The organism is Klebsiella sp. ZJOU C1 (genome assembly GCF_035620215.1).
In the GTDB taxonomy this organism is placed as follows: Bacteria; Pseudomonadota; Gammaproteobacteria; order Enterobacterales; family Enterobacteriaceae; genus Klebsiella; species Klebsiella variicola.
The window spans coordinates 3,956,144-3,972,321 of record NZ_CP141644.1 but is presented as its reverse complement, the minus strand read 5'-3'; the positions used below and the strand labels follow the sequence as shown (position 1 = coordinate 3,972,321).

General features: G+C 56.8%; 16 protein-coding genes. 14 read left to right on the top strand and 2 right to left on the bottom strand.

The genetic code is table 11. The features are described 5' to 3' along the window. Positions 1–128: 128 nt before the first annotated feature. Together fabB and SPE70_RS18950 are read left to right on the top strand one after the other, a co-directional pair. Positions 129–1,349, top strand: a complete 1,221-nt coding sequence (gene fabB, locus SPE70_RS18955; RefSeq protein WP_008803915.1) for a beta-ketoacyl-ACP synthase I — start codon at positions 129–131, stop codon at positions 1,347–1,349. Between the two features lie 209 nt (positions 1,350–1,558). After that, complete coding sequence (locus SPE70_RS18950) at positions 1,559–2,740, top strand: MFS transporter (protein WP_012540965.1); 1,182 nt, start codon at positions 1,559–1,561, stop codon at positions 2,738–2,740. A gap of 1 nt (position 2,741) precedes the next feature. Here SPE70_RS18950 and SPE70_RS18945 read toward each other — a convergent pair whose 3' ends face one another. Continuing rightward, positions 2,742–3,479 carry a GntR family transcriptional regulator gene (locus SPE70_RS18945; RefSeq protein WP_136047292.1) on the bottom strand — a complete coding sequence of 246 codons (738 nt, stop codon included), beginning with the start codon at positions 3,477–3,479 and terminating at the stop codon, positions 2,742–2,744. Between the two features lie 195 nt (positions 3,480–3,674). Here SPE70_RS18945 and SPE70_RS18940 point away from each other — a divergent pair, with 195 nt between their 5' ends. The 4 genes from SPE70_RS18940 to SPE70_RS18925 all read left to right on the top strand — a co-directional run bounded on the left by SPE70_RS18940 (position 3,675) and on the right by SPE70_RS18925 (position 7,476). After that, positions 3,675–3,989 carry a PTS sugar transporter subunit IIB gene (locus SPE70_RS18940; protein WP_022066023.1) on the top strand — a complete coding sequence of 105 codons (315 nt, stop codon included), beginning with the start codon at positions 3,675–3,677 and terminating at the stop codon, positions 3,987–3,989. 108 nt (positions 3,990–4,097) lie between these two features. Continuing rightward, positions 4,098–5,444, top strand: a complete 1,347-nt coding sequence (locus SPE70_RS18935) for a PTS sugar transporter subunit IIC (RefSeq protein WP_032730862.1) — start codon at positions 4,098–4,100, stop codon at positions 5,442–5,444. After that, positions 5,431–5,742, top strand: coding sequence for a PTS lactose/cellobiose transporter subunit IIA (locus SPE70_RS18930; RefSeq protein ID WP_032730861.1), 312 nt, complete (start codon positions 5,431–5,433; stop codon positions 5,740–5,742). The genes SPE70_RS18935 and SPE70_RS18930 overlap by 14 nt, the downstream gene beginning before the upstream one ends. Positions 5,743–5,802: 60 nt before the next feature. Next, on the top strand, positions 5,803–7,476 hold the full coding sequence (locus SPE70_RS18925) for a carbohydrate porin (RefSeq protein WP_032730860.1): 1,674 nt from the start codon (positions 5,803–5,805) through the stop codon (positions 7,474–7,476). Positions 7,477–7,534: 58 nt separating this feature from the next. Here the strand turns inward: SPE70_RS18925 and flk are convergent, their stop codons facing one another. Continuing rightward, on the bottom strand, positions 7,535–8,515 hold the full coding sequence (gene flk, locus SPE70_RS18920) for a flagella biosynthesis regulator Flk (protein ID WP_048293507.1): 981 nt from the start codon (positions 8,513–8,515) through the stop codon (positions 7,535–7,537). A gap of 110 nt (positions 8,516–8,625) precedes the next feature. Between flk and pdxB the strand changes: the two genes are divergently transcribed. From pdxB to cvpA, 8 genes are all read left to right on the top strand, one after another. After that, complete coding sequence (gene pdxB / locus SPE70_RS18915; protein WP_008803923.1) at positions 8,626–9,762, top strand: 4-phosphoerythronate dehydrogenase PdxB; 1,137 nt, start codon at positions 8,626–8,628, stop codon at positions 9,760–9,762. A gap of 63 nt (positions 9,763–9,825) precedes the next feature. Continuing rightward, on the top strand, positions 9,826–10,839 hold the full coding sequence (locus SPE70_RS18910) for an aspartate-semialdehyde dehydrogenase (protein WP_008803924.1): 1,014 nt from the start codon (positions 9,826–9,828) through the stop codon (positions 10,837–10,839). Continuing rightward, positions 10,839–11,651: a tRNA pseudouridine(38-40) synthase TruA gene (gene truA, locus SPE70_RS18905; protein ID WP_008803925.1), complete on the top strand. Its 813-nt coding sequence runs from the start codon at positions 10,839–10,841 to the stop codon at positions 11,649–11,651. The genes SPE70_RS18910 and truA overlap by 1 nt, the downstream gene beginning before the upstream one ends. Positions 11,652–11,677: 26 nt before the next feature. Further along, positions 11,678–12,337 (top strand): DedA family protein, encoded by a 660-nt coding sequence (locus SPE70_RS18900; protein ID WP_008803926.1) that lies wholly within the window; start codon positions 11,678–11,680, stop codon positions 12,335–12,337. 186 nt (positions 12,338–12,523) lie between these two features. After that, entirely contained in the window at positions 12,524–13,444 is a 921-nt protein-coding gene (gene accD / locus SPE70_RS18895; protein ID WP_002913220.1) for an acetyl-CoA carboxylase, carboxyltransferase subunit beta, read from the top strand. 75 nt (positions 13,445–13,519) lie between these two features. After that, positions 13,520–14,788, top strand: coding sequence for a bifunctional tetrahydrofolate synthase/dihydrofolate synthase (gene folC, locus SPE70_RS18890; protein WP_032730857.1), 1,269 nt, complete (start codon positions 13,520–13,522; stop codon positions 14,786–14,788). Further along, positions 14,778–15,473 (top strand): cell division protein DedD, encoded by a 696-nt coding sequence (gene dedD / locus SPE70_RS18885; RefSeq protein WP_008803928.1) that lies wholly within the window; start codon positions 14,778–14,780, stop codon positions 15,471–15,473. Before folC ends, dedD begins: the two co-directional genes overlap by 11 nt. Positions 15,474–15,689: 216 nt before the next feature. Continuing rightward, positions 15,690–16,178 carry a colicin V production protein gene (cvpA, locus tag SPE70_RS18880; protein ID WP_002913214.1) on the top strand — a complete coding sequence of 163 codons (489 nt, stop codon included), beginning with the start codon at positions 15,690–15,692 and terminating at the stop codon, positions 16,176–16,178.

Genomic DNA, 16,178 nt, shown 5'->3' with positions numbered 1-16,178 from the left:
GATCTTAACGATGTGTGCCTGAGGGCGCAAATTTATACACAAAATGTCTGATCGGACTTGTTCGGCGTACAAGTGTACGCTATTGTGCGACACGAAACTTAAAATAGTGCGACTTACAGAGGTATTTAATGAAACGTGCAGTGATTACTGGCTTGGGCATCGTTTCCAGCATCGGTAATAACCAGCAGGAAGTCCTGGCATCTCTGCGTGAAGGACGTTCAGGGATCACTTTCTCTCAGGAGCTTAAAGATTCAGGGATGCGCAGCCACGTATGGGGCAACGTCAAACTGGATACCACTGGCCTCATTGACCGCAAAGTAGTGCGCTTTATGAGCGACGCTTCTATCTATGCTTACCTGTCCATGGAACAGGCCGTTGCCGACGCAGGTCTGGCGCCGGAAGCATACCAGAGCAACCCGCGTGTTGGCCTGATCGCAGGCTCCGGCGGCGGCTCCCCGAAATTCCAGGTCTTCGGCGCTGATGCCATGCGTAGCCCGCGTGGTCTGAAAGCCGTGGGCCCGTATGTAGTCACGAAAGCGATGGCTTCCGGCGTTTCCGCCTGCCTCGCTACGCCGTTCAAAATCCACGGCGTTAACTACTCCATCAGCTCGGCCTGCGCCACTTCCGCCCATTGTATTGGTAACGCGGTAGAGCAGATCCAGCTGGGTAAACAGGACATCGTCTTTGCCGGCGGCGGCGAAGAGCTGTGCTGGGAAATGGCCTGCGAGTTCGACGCCATGGGCGCACTGTCCACCAAATACAACGACACCCCGGAAAAAGCGTCCCGTACTTATGATGCGAACCGTGATGGCTTCGTTATCGCCGGCGGCGGCGGTATGGTCGTGGTGGAAGAACTGGAACACGCCCTGGCGCGTGGCGCGCACATCTATGCCGAAATCGTCGGTTACGGCGCAACTTCCGATGGCGCGGACATGGTCGCCCCGTCTGGTGAAGGCGCAGTGCGCTGCATGCAGATGGCGATGCACGGTGTTGATACGCCGATCGATTACCTGAACTCCCACGGTACGTCTACTCCGGTCGGCGACGTGAAAGAGCTGGGCGCCATCCGCGAAGTGTTCGGCGACAACAGCCCGGCTATCTCGGCAACCAAAGCGATGACCGGCCACTCGCTGGGCGCGGCGGGCGTACAGGAAGCCATCTACTCCCTGCTGATGCTGGAGCACGGCTTTATCGCGCCGAGCATTAACGTCGAAGAGCTGGACGAGCAGGCTGCCGGCCTGAACATCGTCACCAAACCGACTGACGCTAAGCTGACCACCGTGATGTCCAACAGCTTCGGCTTCGGCGGCACCAACGCCACGCTGGTGATGCGTAAATACAACGCCTAATCAGCATGCGAAGTGCAGAGGGGAGCCACCGGCTCCCCTTTTTCGTTATCTTGACAGGGTAAGGGCCAGCAGGCACACTGCTGGCGGATCCATTAGTCTCTCCACTAATGCGTAAGCGTTTAACGTCAACCAACGCGCCTTAACCCTGATAATCAGGTGGAGGGGGCGTGTCGCTTTGCTCGCCTTACTCTGCGAATCTGGAGTAATGCATGTCCGCAGTTACTGAAACAACATCCCATTCTTCGGCGAATTTTTCGCTTTTCCGTATTACGTTTGCCGTCTTTTTGACCTATATGACTGTTGGTTTGCCGCTGCCGGTGATCCCGCTCTTTGTCCATCAGGAGCTGGGATTTGGCAACACCGTGGTTGGCGTGGCGGTAGGGATCCAGTTCCTCGCCACCGTTCTGACCCGCGGCTACGCCGGCCGCCTGGCAGACCAGTACGGCGCTAAACGCTCCGTCCTGCAAGGGATGCTGGCCTGCGCCCTGGCGGGCGCGGCATGGCTGGCCGCTGCGCTGTTGCCGTTGCCGGTGCTCGCCAGGCTTGGCCTGCTGCTGCTGGGCCGCCTGATCCTCGGGTTTGGCGAAAGCCAGCTGCTGACCGGTAACCTGAGCTGGGGGATGGGGCTGGTGGGGCCGGCCCGCTCCGGCAAAGTGATGTCATGGAATGGCATGGCGATGTACGGTTCGCTGGCGGTGGGCGCCCCGCTGGGATTATTGATCTATAGCCATTTCGGCGTGGCGGTGCTGGCCTGCGTCACCATGGGATTACCGCTCGTTGCCTGGCTTATTAACGGTACCGTGCGCAAAGTGGCGGCTCACGGTGGCGAGCGGCCTTCATTATGGAGCGTCATCGGCATGATCTGGCGGCCAGGCATTGGCCTGGGCCTGCAGGGCGTTGGTTTTGCGGTGATCGGCACCTTCGTTTCCCTCTATTTCGCCAGCCATAGCTGGCCGATGGCCGGCTTTACCCTGACGGCGTTTGGCGGCGCCTTCGTCGTGATGCGTATTCTGTTTGGCTGGATGCCGGACCGGTTTGGCGGCGTCAGGGTGGCGATGGTTTCGCTGATGATAGAGGCGGTTGGTCTGACCCTGCTGGGGCTGGCGCCGAATGCCTGGCTGGCGCTGGCCGGTGCGGCGCTAACCGGATGCGGTTGCTCACTGATTTTCCCGTCGCTCGGCGTGGAGGTGGTGAAGCGCGTCCCGGCGCAGGTGCGCGGCACCGCGCTCGGCGGCTATGCGGCCTTTCAGGACATCTCCTATGGCCTGACCGGGCCGCTGACCGGCCTGCTGGCGACCTCGCTGGGCTACTCGTCGGTGTTCCTTGCCGGCGCCCTCTGCGCGGCGCTGGGGATCCTCGTCACCCTCGTCTCTTTTCGCCGCCAGGGTTAAGTTATTGTCCGGTCTTGCTTGCGGGCAGACCGGACGCCGTCTGTCGCGGCAGATAATACTTCACCTGGAATTCAAACATATTGGTATACAGAATGGAATAATCGATAGGCTGGTGGTGTTCATCAATCGCCTGCGTCTGCATGCGGATAATCGGATCTTTAGCGCTGATATGCAGGAGGGTTGCCAGCTCAGGCGTTGGGAGCACCGGCACTATTGATTCGTAACATCCATTTATTCTTACCCCACATTCGTTTTCTATATATGAAAACTTCGATTTCTTCATATGCGCGATGGTCAGATCGGGAAAACGGGTCGCGGAGAGCCAGGTTTCTTCTAATTGCATGGCAATATTATCGATAAAACGTAATCTCTTAGCATAATATACCGCTTCGCCATGCTGCAATTGCAGTCCACGGGCAATTTCCTCCGACGCTGGCTGTAACTCGAATTTGAGGATCTGGCTGGAGGGCGTTTTCCCCTGATTACGGGCAATTTCGGTAAAACTGTCTAAGTGTGTCACCGACGCCTGGAAATGCTTATTTCTAATCCATGTGCCTGAGCCATGTCGGCGTTCGATTAAACCATCCTCTTCCAGGGTTTTCAGCGCCTTACGTAACGTATTGCGTGAAACATCATAAAGTTCTGCCAACTCTTTTTCGGCCGGCAGAAGATCGCCAATGTTGTAGAACGGGCTATTAATTTTTTTTTTAAGCAAATTGACGATATTTTTGTAAACCACTTTTGAACCTCCACAATCCCTTTGGAAACATGGGCTTGCTAACGTATGTTGTTAAATACAGGGCAAGACGTTCATTTTTTGCTTTGCTTCTGCACCACTTTGGTATGGCTAACTGTGATCAAAACCGCGGTTAAGAAAATTAACAATTATTAAAGTGCTCGTCAATTGAGGTCATAAATAAAACAGGAAGGGGTAATGCAAAATATATTATTAGTGTGTGCGGCGGGAATGTCGACCAGTATGCTGGTGAAACGCATGCTGGAGCAGGCTGAAAATATTAAGGCTCAGGTTAATATCAATGCGCTGGCCATTTCTGAAGCTAAAGAAAAAATTAAGAACAATGAAGTAGATGTCGTCCTTTTGGGACCACAGGTCCGCTTTCAAAAAAAGGAAATAGAAGAGGTGGCTCAGGGAAAAATACCCGTGGCGGTGATTGATATGAAATATTATGGGCAAATGGACGGTAAAGCTGTTCTGGAAAGTGCGCTGGCATTATTGGCAAACCAATAGTTTTCTCATTTATCCCCGTTATCGTGTGGGTACTTTCGTTGCTGCCCTGGGCTGCTGCGGCTAAAAAACACGATGACGTTAATAAATTATTATGAATAAGGGTTCGTCATGAGTTTCATGGATACCTTTGAGCGCGGCATGGAAAAAATCCTCGTGCCTGTCGCGATTAAGTTAAATTCTCAGATCCACGTTTCAGCGATTCGCGATGCGTTTATTCTTTCGTTTCCCATCGTCATGGCCAGTTCGCTGATTATTCTTATCAACTTTGCTATTTTGTCGCCTGACGGATTTATCGCCAGTATTCTGCATTTAGGGGCGATATTCCCCCACCTCGCGGAGGCGCAGCAGATTTTCACCCCGGTAATGAACGGTTCGGTCAATATTATGGCGATATTGATCACCTTTCTGGTGGCGCGCAATATGGCGATCAGCTATCAGCAGGACGATCTCCTGTGCGGCCTGACGGCGATCGGCGCCTTTTTTGTGGTGTACACGCCTTATACCATCATTGATGGCCAGGCCTATCTGGCGACCAAATATCTTGGCCCGCAGGGGTTGTTTGTGGCGATTATCGTCGCGCTGATTTCCAGCGAACTCTTTTGCCGCCTGGCGCGCAACCCAAGGGTGACCATCACGATGCCGGCTGCGGTGCCGCCGGCGGTGGCGCGTTCCTTTAAGGTGTTGTTGCCGATCTTCTTCGTGATGATCTTCTTTTCGATCCTCAACTATTTGTTGACGCGTATTTCGCCTAACGGCCTTAACGATCTGATCTATACCCTTATTCAGGCGCCGCTGAAGGATATGGGGACCAACATCGTGACGGTTCTGGTGCTGGGGCTGGTAGCGAATTTCCTGTGGGTGCTGGGGATCCATGGTCCGAACACCGTGGCCGCCATCCGCGAGACCATCTTCTCGGAAGCCAACCTCGAAAACCTCTCCTATGCCGCCTCGCATGGCAGCACCTGGGGGGCACCGTACCCCATTACCTGGACTGGCATCAACGATGCGTTTGCCAACTGCGGCGGGTCGGGTATGACGCTGGGCCTGTTACTGGCCATCTTTATTGCCTCACGGCGCAAAGATTATCGTGACCTGGCAAAAATGGCCTTCGTGCCGGGCCTGTTTAACATCAATGAACCGGTGATGTTTGGCCTGCCGATTGTGCTTAACCCTATCCTGGTGATCCCGTTTATTCTGGTGCCGTTTGTGAATTCATTGATCGGTTATTTCTTTATTAGCATGGAGTTTATTCCGCCGATTGCTTACGCCGTACCCTGGACCACGCCCGGGCCGCTTATCGCCTTCTTTGGCACCGGCGGCAACTGGCTGGCGCTATTTGTCGGCATTCTGTGCCTCGCGGTTTCAACACTCATTTACTTACCGTTTGTGATTGCCGCTAACAAGGTCAATACCGCGGCGGCGACCGACCAGGAGGATGGCGATGTTTGCAGATGAAAGTACGGTCATGGAGTTGCTGATTTATGCTGGTCAGGCGCGATCAGACGCCATGGAGGCGATTGCCGCCTCCCGGCAGCGGGAATGGGGGCGGGCAGCGGATTTGATGGCCAGCTCGGAAGCGGCCTGTCGGGCTGCGCATCAGATCCAAACGGCGTTGATAGGTCAGGACGAAGGCTGCGGAAAAATCACCGTTAACCTTATTCTGGTGCACGCCCAGGATCACTTAATGACCGCGATGCTGTGCCAGGATTTAGCCAAAGAAATTATTGCCCTGCGCCAGGAGCGCTCTGCCTGATTTACCCGCCTTCAGCCGTTCTGGCTGAAGGCCAATTATAACAATATGTAAAGGTACCCTATGTATTCAAGTCAATTGAAGGTGAGCTTATTGTCTTTATCGGTACTGCTGGCTATTTCGACAAGTGATGTGATGGCGGCTAAATTAACCATTGAACAGCGTCTGGAATTACTGGAGTCTGAACTTTCGGCGAATAAAAAAGAGCTACAAAAAACGCAATCACAATTATCGACCTATAAAGGTAAGGTGGCCGAATTACAAAAAAGTATTAAGGAGAATGAAAAACGTCATGTCACGACGGGTTATCCAACAGCAACGTCGCCGGTGGCGGAAAATATAGCCAATGAAAATAATGAACTGAGTAAAAAAGCGGCCCCGGTGCAGGTGAAAGCCACTCAGCAGGTGGCGGTTATTGATACCGAAGGCCAGAAGCCGAAACTGGAAAGCGTCACCCTGAAGGACATCAGTAAATTTGTTAAAGATGATATTGGCTTTAGCTACCAGGGGTACTTCCGTTCCGGCTGGGGAACATCAAATCACGGATCGTCGCAGACCTACGCCCCCGGCTCGCTGGGTCGTTTCGGTAATGAAATGAGTGGCTGGTTCGACTTAACATTGAATCAGCGGGTCTATAACCAGGATGGCAAAACGGCGAATGCCGTTGTGACGTACGACGGTAACGTCGGCGAGCAGTATAACGACGCCTGGTTTGCTGGCCAGGATACCGACAGCATTTTGCAGTTTAGTGATATTTACCTGACCACCAAAGGTTTTCTGCCGTTCGCGCCAGAGGCGGATTTCTGGGTCGGCAAACATAAACTGCCCGAGTATGAAATTCAGATGCTGGACTGGAAGTCACTGACCACCGACGTTGCGGCCGGGGTCGGGATCCAGAACTGGGCGCTGGGGGTTGGCCAGCTGGATGCGTCCATCAGCAGGAACGACGTCGACGTATATTCACGAGATTTCACACAAACCACTCAGATGAACACCAACTCAGTCGACCTGCGCTATCGCAATATTCCCCTGTGGCAGTCGGGGTCTCTGTCGCTAATGGGCAAATATGCGTTCGCAAATAAAAATGACGAGCAGGAGAGAAACGAGGATAACAACAGCTACTTCCGGTTCAAAGATACCTGGATGGCCACCGCCATTATTCGTCAGGAGCTGGAGCGCAAGGGCTTTAACGAATTTACGCTGCAGGTGGCGAACAACTCGTACGCCAGCAGTTTCGCCAACTTCTCCGGCGCCAGTAACTCCATGGCCAGCGGACGCTATTACTATGGCGATCATACCAACGGCGTGGCCTGGCGTCTGATCTCGCAGGGGGAAATGTATCTCGCCGATCGCATTATCATGGCCAATTCGCTGGTGTGGGCCCATGGCAATGATGTGTATAGCTATGAAAGCGGAGCGCACAGCGATTTCGACAGCCTGCGCGCGGTGATCCGCCCGGCGTGGATATGGGACACCTGGAACCAGACCGGGATCGAGCTGGGGTGGTTTACCCAGAAAAACAACACCCGTCAGGGCGACGATCTGCAGGAGTCAGCGTATAAAACGACGCTGTACCATGCGCTGAAGGTTGGGCCGAGCCTGCTGGGGTCACGTCCTGAAATTCGCTTCTATGGAACGTATATCAATATTCTCGATAACCAGTTGTCGCAGTTTGCGTTCAACGACGACAGCAAAGATGAGTTTATGGTTGGCGTTCAGGCCGAGGTGTGGTGGTAACCGGCAAATCACTTAACGAGCGCCCGCATGAGGCGGGCGCGCTTTCCTAAGGCGTGGGCTACAGCAGCCACCACAGCAGAAGGAGCAGGATCAGCACACCGCCCAGCGCCAGCTGCCACGGCTTAGCGGCCCACGCTCGTTTCGGCGCGGCCTTTTCCTGCGGGATGGCCAGCGTCTCCTGGGCGCGGGCTACCCGCAGCACAAACACCTTATTCAACAGCGCCAGGATCTGCGCTGGGCTCAGCGTCGTCTGCGGGGTGACCTGCCAGCTGCGACGAGCAAAGTCGACAATCTTTTGCCATTCTGCGGCCTCCAGCGGCTGCTTGAGCGCACCCTGCAGCGAGGTGAGCGTGGGCGCGCTTTGCGCACTCAGCGTTTGCCGCGCCTGCAGCCAGTATGAAAGCGGCGTGAAGTGCGTCGCCGGGATAAGCTCTCCGGATTTGACGCCGCAAAGTTCCAGCATGGATTGCCAAATCAGTTTGCTCGGTTCGCCGGTGGCAGCCGCCAGCTTAGTCACCAGCTGATTGAGCGTGTTGTGCTCGGCCGGCAACAGCGGGCGCAGGGTCGGCGGGCGCTGCTGCGGTTGCGGGATCGATAGCTGGCCGCGCTGCAGCAGGTGCAGAATGTTCTCCAGCTGCGGCTGGCTTAGCGCATGCAGCGCCGTTTGCCCATAATGTTGACGAATATAATCGCTGACCGCCTGACGGTTATTGCCCTGACCCAGCAGATCGCTGAGCTGCGCCAGCGTCTGACGATGATGATGATTGTCCTGAGCGGCGGCTAAACGCTGATTGAGACTGGCCTCCGCGGCGCTGAAATGGCAGGCCAGCAGCGGCGTGTCGCCTTTCAGTCCGAGATCATGCTTGACGCAGGCCCACACTTCCGCATTCTGCTGCGAGGTCAGCGCCACCAGGCGCGTGATCAGTCGCTCCAGGACGGTGCGTTGCTGCATGGAAAGCGAAGGTTCGCCGGTGGCGGCAGTGCCTGATGGACCTCGCCCCGGAGGGCGGTCTGGCATATCTGCAAGGGGGTGCGTCATGATTCATCCTTTCGATATCGCGGTGCTGAAACCAGGTGATGAGTATGCCTGGCGGCCAGATTATGGCACACTTCCCCGGTTAACTCTCGTTCTCAGACAGGTACTGAACTGTGAAAATCCTCGTTGATGAAAATATGCCCTATGCCCGTGAGCTTTTTAGCCGTTTAGGCGATGTGCAAGCGGTTCCGGGGCGTCCGGTCCCGGCTGAGGCCCTGACCGATGCGGATGCCTTAATGGTACGCTCGGTCACCCGGGTCAATGAAGCATTGCTCTCCGGTAAGGCCGTTAAGTTCGTCGGCACCGCTACCGCTGGCACCGATCACGTCGATCAGGCGTGGCTGCAGCAGGCAGGGATTGGTTTCTCCGCGGCGCCCGGCTGCAACGCCATTGCGGTGGTGGAGTATGTCTTTTCATCGCTACTGATGCTGGCCGAACGCGACGGTTTCGCGCTGCGCGATCGTACCGTCGGGATCGTCGGCGTCGGCAACGTCGGTGGACGACTGCAAAAACGGCTGGAAGCGCTGGGGATCAAAACGCTGCTCTGCGATCCGCCGCGCGCCGATCGCGGAGACGAAGGCGATTTCCGCTCCCTCGATGCGCTGGTTCAGGAAGCTGATGTCCTCACCTTCCATACCCCACTGTATAAAGAAGGGCCATATAAAACCCAGCATCTGGCGGATGAGTCGCTGATTAGCCGTCTGAAGCCAGGAACGATTTTGATCAACGCCTGCCGCGGACCGGTGGTAGATAACGCTGCGCTGCTGAAACGGCTGGAAGCTGGACAGCCGCTGAGCGTAGTGCTGGACGTCTGGGAGCCTGAGCCGGATCTTAACGTAGAGCTTCTTAAGCGAGTGGATATCGGTACCGCGCATATCGCCGGCTACACCCTCGAAGGGAAAGCGCGCGGGACAACGCAGGTTTTTGAAGCCTACAGCGCCTTTATCGGCCATCCGCAGCAGGTGGCGCTGGATACCCTGTTGCCAGCGCCGGAATTTGGCCGCATCACCCTGCATGGGCCGCTCGATCAGCCGACGCTGAAAAGGCTGGTCCACTTGGTGTATGATGTGCGCCGCGATGATGCGCCGCTGCGGAAGGTGGCCGGCGTCGCCGGTGAATTTGACAAGCTGCGTAAAAACTATCAGGAACGCCGCGAATGGTCTTCGCTATACGTACAGTGCAGCGATGCGCAGGCGGCGACGCTATTGCGCCAGCTCGGTTTTAACGCTGTGCATCATCCTGTTCGTTAATGTCTTCTTAATGCCCCTGCCGGATACTCCGGCAGGGCCGCTTTATTTCTGGAGTAAACCACCATGTCTGAAGGCTGGAATATTGCCGTACTGGGCGCAACGGGCGCCGTAGGCGAAGCCCTGCTCGAAACTCTTGCTGAACGCCAGTTCCCGGTGGGGGAGATTTTTGCTCTGGCGCGCAATGAAAGCGCGGGCGAACATCTGCGTTTTGGTGGCAAGTCAGTGATCGTCAAAGACGCTGCCGAGTTTGACTGGACCCAGGCCCAGTTGGCTTTCTTCGCCGCCGGCGCCGAAGCCAGCGCGGCGTATATTGAAGACGCCACCAACGCCGGGTGTCTGGTTATCGATCTCAGCGGCCTGTTTGCGCTGGAGCCAGACGTACCGCTGGTGGTGCCGGACGTGAACCCGTTCGTGTTAGGCGATTACCGCAACCGCAATCTGATTGCAGTGCCCAATAGCCTGACCAGCCAGCTGCTGACGGCGCTCAAGCCGCTTATCGACCAGGGGGGACTATCGCGGATCAGCGTCACCAACCTGCTCTCCGCCTCGGGGCAGGGGAAAAAAGCGGTGGATGCACTGGCAGGGCAGAGCGCCAAGCTGCTGAACGGCATCCCCATCGATGAAGACGATTTCTTTGGCCGCCAGCTGGCGTTCAACATGCTGCCGCTGCTGCCGGATCGGGAAGGTAGCGTGCGCGAAGAGCGCCGTATCGTCGATGAAGCGCGCAAAATTCTTCAGGATGACGGGCTGATGATCTCCGCCAACGTGGTCCAGTCGCCGGTCTTCTACGGCCATGCGCAGATGGTGAACTTTGAAGCGATGCGTCCGCTGGCGGCGGAAGAGGCGCGTGACGCCTTTACCCGCGGTGAGGATATCGAACTTTCTGAAGAGGGAGAATTCCCGACCCAGGTTGGCGATGCCTCCGGCAACGCTCGTCTCTCCATCGGCTGCGTGCATAACGATTACGGCATGCCGGAGCAGATTCAGTTCTGGTCCGTCGCGGATAACGTGCGCTTCGGCGGGGCGCTGATGGCGGTGAAAATCGCCGAGAAGCTGATTGAGGAGTACCTGTACTGATGTCTGAGATGGAGCAACAGCCGATCTTTAAAATCGCGCTGGGCATCGAGTACGACGGTAGCAAATATTACGGCTGGCAGCGGCAAAACGAAGTGCGCAGTGTGCAGGAGAAGCTGGAAAAGGCGCTCTCGCAGGTGGCGAACGAACCGATTACCGTCTTTTGCGCTGGCCGCACCGACGCCGGTGTCCATGGCACCGGCCAGGTGGTGCATTTCGAAACCCGGGCGCAGCGTAAAGATGCCGCCTGGACGCTGGGGGTAAATGCGAATTTACCTGGTGACATCGCGGTGCGTTGGGTTAAACATGTGCCGGCGGATTTTCACGCCCGGTTCAGCGCCACGGCGCGCCGTTATCGCTACGTCATCTATAATCATCGCCTGCGCCCGGCGGTGCTAAGTCATGGCGTGACGCATTTTCACCAGCCGCTCGACGCCGAGCGCATGCAGCGCGCTGCGCAGTGTCTGCTGGGCGAGAATGACTTTACCTCGTTTCGCGCGGTACAGTGCCAGTCGCGTACCCCGTGGCGGAATGTGATGCATATTAACGTTACCCGCTACGGCGCGTATGTGGTGGTGGATATCAAAGCGAATGCCTTTGTACATCATATGGTCAGGAATATTGTGGGCAGCCTGATGGAAGTCGGGGCCGGAAACCAGCCAGAGAGCTGGATGGCAGAACTGCTGGCAGCAAAAGACAGGACGCTCGCTGCGGCAACGGCAAAAGCGGAAGGGTTGTATCTGGTGTCGGTGGATTACCCGGCCCACTATGATTTACCGGTGCTGCCAATGGGCCCGCTGTTTCTGGCGGACTAATAGAGTCATTAAGGGTAAAGACAAACATGGACTTGATTCACTTTTTAATTGATTTCATCCTGCATATTGATGTGCACCTTGCCGAACTGGTTGCCCAGTACGGCGTCTGGGTTTATGCCATTCTGTTTTTGATTCTGTTCTGCGAAACCGGGCTGGTGGTGACGCCATTCCTGCCGGGCGATTCCTTGCTGTTCGTCGCGGGCGCGCTCTCGGCGCTGCCGACGAACGATCTCAATGTTCACCTGATGGTACTGCTGATGGTCATCGCAGCCATCGTCGGCGATGCGGTCAACTACACCATTGGCCGACTGTTCGGCGAGAAGCTGTTTAGTAATCCGAACTCGAAGATTTTCCGTCGTAGCTATCTGGATAAAACCCATAGCTTCTATGAACGTCACGGCGGAAAAACCATTATCCTGGCGCGCTTTGTGCCGATAGTCCGAACCTTCGCGCCGTTTGTGGCGGGAATGGGGCATATGTCCTATCGTCATTTTGCAGCCTATAACGTGGTCGGGGCGCTGCTGTGGGTGCTGCTGTTCACCTACGCCGGCTATCTGTTTGGCGATCTGCCGGTGGTGCAGGAGAACCTGAAGCTGCTGATCGTGGCGATCATCGTCCTCTCCGTCCTGCCGGGTGTGATTGAGATCATCCGCCATAAGCGGGCGGCGTCAAAGCAGGCGAAGTAGTTCGCCCTGCGCTGCGCGTGACCGAGCATGATCGTCGCGCGCAGCGGTTTGACCACTTTTTTATCCCATGTTCCGGGATGATATGATTTAATGTGCAACATTCATGGTCTGTAAGAGGCAAAAATGGCATTATGCGCCCCTTACGACAAAACTGGCATCGACCAGGTTCAGGCAGAAAGGTTATCAATGAGCTGGATTGAACGAATTAAAAGCAACATCACTCCCACCCGCAAGGCGAGCATTCCTGAGGGTGTATGGACCAAGTGCGATAGCTGCGGTCAGGTACTCTACCGCGCCGAGCTGGAGCGCAACCTGGAGGTTTGTCCTAAGTGCGATCACCATATGCGCATGTCGGCGCGTAATCGCCTGCATAGCCTGTTGGATGAAGGTTCTCTGGTAGAACTGGGTAGCGAACTTGAGCCAAAAGATGTGCTGAAGTTCCGCGATTCAAAAAAATACAAAGACCGCCTGGCGTCCGCTCAGAAAGAGACGGGCGAGAAAGACGCGCTGGTGGTAATGAAAGGTACGCTCTACGCGATGCCGGTGGTTGCCGCCGCCTTTGAGTTCTCCTTTATGGGGGGCTCGATGGGTTCCGTCGTCGGCGCACGCTTTGTGCGCGCCGTGGAGCAGGCGCTGGAAGACAACTGCCCGCTGATCTGCTTCTCCGCCTCCGGCGGCGCCCGTATGCAGGAAGCGCTGATGTCGCTGATGCAGATGGCGAAAACCTCCGCCGCACTGGCGAAAATGCAGGAGCGCGGGCTGCCGTACATCTCCGTGCTGACCGACCCGACCATGGGCGGCGTATCGGCGAGCTTTGCGATGCTGGGCGATCTGAACATTGCCGAGCCGAAAGCGCTGATCGGCTTTGCCGGTCCTCGCGTAATTGAGCAGACCGTACGCGAGAAGCTGCCGCCGGGATTCCAGCGCAGCGAGTTTCTGATTGAAAAAGGGGCGATCGATATGATCGTTCGCCGCCCGGAAATGCGTCTCAAGCTGGCCAGCATTCTGGCGAAGCTGATGAACCTGCCGGCGCCGGTTGCCGTTTCGGAAGCGCCTCATGAAGGCGTGGTGGTGCCGCCGGCACCGGATCAGGAACCTGAGGCCTGATAAAGCAGAGGGCAGGGCCTGGCGGCGCTGCCCTTTTTTATTCATACGCGTTAACCGTCAATTCTTACGGGCATCATGGAAAAAGATCCTATTCCTCAGGCCACGTCGCCCCTGGCTACGTGGCTTTCTTATCTGGAACATCTGCACAGTAAAACCATCGACCTGGGCCTGGCGCGCGTCAGCGAGGTCGCCGGGCAGATGGATATCGTTAAACCGGCGCCATTTGTTTTTACCGTCGCGGGCACCAATGGCAAAGGCACCACCTGCCGCACGCTGGAAACCGTCCTGATGGCGGCCGGCTATAAAGTGGGGGTCTACAGCTCCCCGCATCTGGTGCGCTACACCGAACGCGTGCGCATTCAGGGAGCGGAACTGCCGGAGGCCGCGCATACGGCCTCGTTTGCTGAAATCGAAGCCGCGCGCGGTGACATCTCGTTGACCTATTTTGAGTACGGCACGCTCTCGGCGCTATGGCTGTTTAAGCAGGCGCAGCTGGATGTGGTGATCCTTGAAGTCGGGCTGGGTGGCCGTCTCGACGCCACCAATATCGTAGATGCCGACGTCGCGGTGGTCACCAGCATCGCCCTCGATCATACCGACTGGCTGGGGCCGGATCGCGAAAGTATCGGCCGGGAAAAAGCGGGTATCTTTCGCGCCGGTAAACCGGCGGTGGTGGGTGAGCCGGATATGCCGCACACCATTGCCGACGTGGCCAGCGAGAAAGGCGCGCTGCTCCAGCGCCGCGGCGTCGACTGGTGCTATGAGGTGGAGGACGATACGTGGTCCTTCCGCGACGCGGCCGGGGCGTTAAGCCGCCTGCCGTTGCCTCAGGTGCCGTTGCCGAATGCGGCGACGGCCGTGGCGGCGCTGCGCGCCAGCGGGCTGGCCGTGGATGACGCCATCCTCCGCGATGGGATCCGCGACGCGATGTTGCCGGGCCGTTTTCAGATAATCAGCGATGCCCCGCGGGTGATCCTCGATGTAGCGCATAACCCGCACGCGGCGGCCTATCTCGCCGGGCGTCTCAAAACGTTAGCGAAAACGGGACGCGTGCTGGCGGTTATTGGTATGCTGCATGATAAGGACATTGCCGGTACGCTGGCCAATCTGGCCCCGGAAGTCGACGCCTGGTACTGCGCGCCGCTGGAAGGCCCGCGCGGCGCGACGGCGGAGCAGCTGGTGGAACATTTGCGTGGCGGCACAGTCTATACCAGCGTGGCGCAGGCGTGGCATGCGGCCATGGCTGACGCTAAAGTGGAAGATACCGTGCTGGTGTGTGGTTCGTTTCACACCGTAGCGCAGGTTATGGAAGAGATAGACGCGGGGAGAATCGGTGGCGAGTAAGTTTCAGAACCGTTTAGTCGGGACAATCGTGCTGGTGGCGCTGGGGGTGATTATCCTGCCAGGGCTGCTGGACGGGCAGAAAAAGCATTACCAGGATGAGTTTGCCGCGATCCCGCTGGTGCCGAAACCGGGCGATCGCGATGAACCGGATATGTTGCCAGCGGCGACCCAGGCGTTGCCTTCGCAACCGCCGGAAGGAGCGGCGGAAGAGGTGCGGGCGGGTGATGCCGCCGCGCCATCGTTAGATCCATCGCGTATTCCGGTGAACAGCAACAGCTTCGACGACGTTCAGGAGCCGGTGGTGGCCGCGAAACCGCAGCCCAAGCCGCAGCCGAAACCACAGCCGCAGCCGCAACAGCAGGCCGCGACGCCAACGCCGCCGCCGGCTAAGCCACAGCAGCAACAGCCACCGCAGCAGCAGGCGGCCCTGCCGGCGCCGACCGGGAAAGCCTATGTGGTTCAGCTGGGCGCGTTGAAGAACGCCGATAAGGTGAATGAGATTGTGGGTAAACTGCGGGCCTCGGGGTTCAAAGTCTATACGTCGCCTTCGACGCCGGTACAGGGTAAAATTACCCGCATCCTCGTCGGCCCGGATGCGTCAAAAGACAAGCTGAAAGGCCAGCTGGGCGATCTACAGCAGATCTCCGGGCTTAGCGGGGTCGTGATGGGCTTCACCCCAAACTGATTGTTTTTTCCGCCATGCGGAGAGAACGTGGCGGGGAGAAACGCCCCGCAAACCCTGTCTCAGCCGCCCTCAAGAGGCGAAAGGCAGTCTGGCGTTGAATGTTTTTTCAGCGCCATTTTTATTTCTGTAGGGCATGGAAATCCCTACGCAAACGTTTTCTTTTTCTGTTAGAATGCGCCCCGAACTGGACGACAGGGCGTAAATCGTGGGACGTATATGGTCTGGATTGATTACGCCATTATGGCGGTGCTGGGTCTTTCTTGCCTGGTCAGCCTGATCCGCGGCTTTGTTCGCGAAGCTTTATCGTTAGTGACGTGGGGTTGCGCGTTTTATGTCGCCAGCCATTACTACGCTGACCTGTCTGTCTGGTTTACGGGCTTTGAGGATGAACGGGTTCGAAATGGGATTGCTATTGCGGCGCTGTTTATCGTGACGCTCATCGTTGGCGCTATCGTGAACTATGTGATAGGCCAGCTGGTGGAGAAGACCGGTTTGTCAGGAACCGACAGGGTATTGGGGATCTGCTTCGGCGCGCTACGTGGGGTGCTGATCATCGCCGCTATCTTGTTCTTCCTGGACACCTTTACCGGGATGGCGAAGAGCGATGACTGGCATCAGTCGCAGTTTATTCCCTATTTTACCCCTGTCATCAGATGGTTTTTTGAATACCTGCAAAGCTCGTCAAGTTTCTTGCCTAAAGTATAG

Excerpts from the sequence above, each read along its gene's own strand:
- SPE70_RS18900 (WP_008803926.1), top strand. The coding sequence starts at position 11,678 with ATGGACTTGATTCACTTTTTAATTGATTTCATCCTGCATATTGATGTG.
- accD (WP_002913220.1), top strand. The coding sequence starts at position 12,524 with ATGAGCTGGATTGAACGAATTAAAAGCAACATCACTCCCACCCGCAAG.
- SPE70_RS18940 (WP_022066023.1), top strand. The coding sequence starts at position 3,675 with ATGCAAAATATATTATTAGTGTGTGCGGCGGGAATGTCGACCAGTATG.
- fabB (WP_008803915.1), top strand. The coding sequence starts at position 129 with ATGAAACGTGCAGTGATTACTGGCTTGGGCATCGTTTCCAGCATCGGT.
- folC (WP_032730857.1), top strand. The coding sequence starts at position 13,520 with ATGGAAAAAGATCCTATTCCTCAGGCCACGTCGCCCCTGGCTACGTGG.
- flk (WP_048293507.1), bottom strand. The coding sequence starts at position 8,515 with ATGACGCACCCCCTTGCAGATATGCCAGACCGCCCTCCGGGGCGAGGT.
- SPE70_RS18925 (WP_032730860.1), top strand. The coding sequence starts at position 5,803 with ATGTATTCAAGTCAATTGAAGGTGAGCTTATTGTCTTTATCGGTACTG.
- SPE70_RS18950 (WP_012540965.1), top strand. The coding sequence starts at position 1,559 with ATGTCCGCAGTTACTGAAACAACATCCCATTCTTCGGCGAATTTTTCG.
- SPE70_RS18910 (WP_008803924.1), top strand. The coding sequence starts at position 9,826 with ATGTCTGAAGGCTGGAATATTGCCGTACTGGGCGCAACGGGCGCCGTA.
- truA (WP_008803925.1), top strand. The coding sequence starts at position 10,839 with ATGTCTGAGATGGAGCAACAGCCGATCTTTAAAATCGCGCTGGGCATC.
- SPE70_RS18930 (WP_032730861.1), top strand. The coding sequence starts at position 5,431 with ATGTTTGCAGATGAAAGTACGGTCATGGAGTTGCTGATTTATGCTGGT.
- cvpA (WP_002913214.1), top strand. The coding sequence starts at position 15,690 with ATGGTCTGGATTGATTACGCCATTATGGCGGTGCTGGGTCTTTCTTGC.
- SPE70_RS18935 (WP_032730862.1), top strand. The coding sequence starts at position 4,098 with ATGAGTTTCATGGATACCTTTGAGCGCGGCATGGAAAAAATCCTCGTG.